The organism is Saccharopolyspora elongata (genome assembly GCF_004348985.1).
Lineage (GTDB): Bacteria > Actinomycetota > Actinomycetes > Mycobacteriales > Pseudonocardiaceae > Saccharopolyspora > Saccharopolyspora elongata.
In genome coordinates, this window is sequence record NZ_SMKW01000216.1 from 1 (window position 1) to 1,377 (window position 1,377).

General features: G+C 62.8%; 1 pseudogene. It reads right to left on the reverse strand.

Annotation, left to right across the window (positions count from 1 at the left end):
* Window positions 1-1,377, reverse strand: a pseudogene (locus tag E1288_RS47785) (hypothetical protein); the annotation flags it as partial.

Sequence of the window (1,377 nt, forward strand, 5' to 3'; positions counted from 1 at the left end):
CTCCCGTTACGGGTGAGGGGTAGTTGTTGGCCGTTGCCCAAGGGGAGTTTCTTCAGGTATTCCTCCAGTGTCTGCGGGCCGCCTTCGTCTTTCTTTCCCGGACGCCACTGGATGATCTGGTTCTCTATCTCGGCGGGCACCTCCACAGACGGCGGCATCGGCCGCCACCACGTGGACACAATGCGGCGGTCCTTTACCAGGCCGCCGGACAGCGTCACCACCCCGCTGGCGCTTTCCTGTCCGTGCAGGCCCTGTGCCCATTGCTGTACGAGCTTCCGCGTGACGGGATCAAGGTGGCCGCTCCCGTTACGGGTGAGGGGTAGTTGTTGGCCGTTGCCCAAGGGGAGTTTCTTCAGGTATTCCTCCAGTGTCTGCGGGCCGCCTTCGTCTTTCTTTCCCGGACGCCACTGGATGATCTGGTTCTCTACCTCGGCGGGCACCTCCACAGACGGCGACATCGGCCGCCACCGCTTGGTCGGTTGGGAAACCAGGCCGCCGGACAGTTTCGCCACCTCGGGGGTGCTCATCTGTTCGTGCAGGCCTTGTGCCCATTGCTGTACGAGCTTCTGCGTGACGGGATCAAGGTGGCCGCTCCTGTTACGGGTGAGGGGTAGTTGTTGGCCGTTGCCCAAGGGGAGTTTCTTCAGGTATTCCTCCAGTGTCTGCGGGCCGCCTTCGTCTTTCTTTCCCGGACGCCACTGGATGATCTGGTTCTCTATCTCGGCGGGCACCTCCACAGACGGCGGCATCGGCCGCCACAACTTGGACACAGTGCGGCGGTCGCCTACCAGGCCGCCGGACAGCGTCACCACCCCGCCGGGGCTTTCCTGTCCGTGCAGGCCTTGAATCCATTGCTGTACGAGCTTCTGCGTGACGGGATCAAGGTGGTTGCCCACGTTACGGGTGAGGGGTAGTTGTTGGCCGTTGCCCAAGGGGAGGGTGTCCAGGAATTCCTTCAGTGTCTGCGGGCCGCCTTCGTCTTTGTTTCCCGGACGCCACTGGATGATCTGGTTCTCTATCTCGGCGGGCACCTCCACAGACAGCCGCATCGCCTGCCACCACGTGGACACAAGGCGGTCGCTGATCAGGCGGCCGGACAGTCTCTCCACCTCGGGGGCGCTCATCTGTCCGTGCAGGCCTTGTGCCCATTGCCACACGAGGTTCTGCGTGTCGGGATCAAGGTGGTTGCTCCCGTTACGGGTGAGGGGTAGGTGTTGGCCGTTGCCCAAGGGGAGTTTGTCCAGGTATTTCTTCAGCGTCTGCGGGCCTTCGTTTTCCGGAAGCGGACGCCACTGGATGATCTGGTTCTCTACCTCGGCGGGCACTGTGAGGGACTCGTCCTGCGTGGTCTGGGTGGTCGGCGCGTTGCTGTTCTGG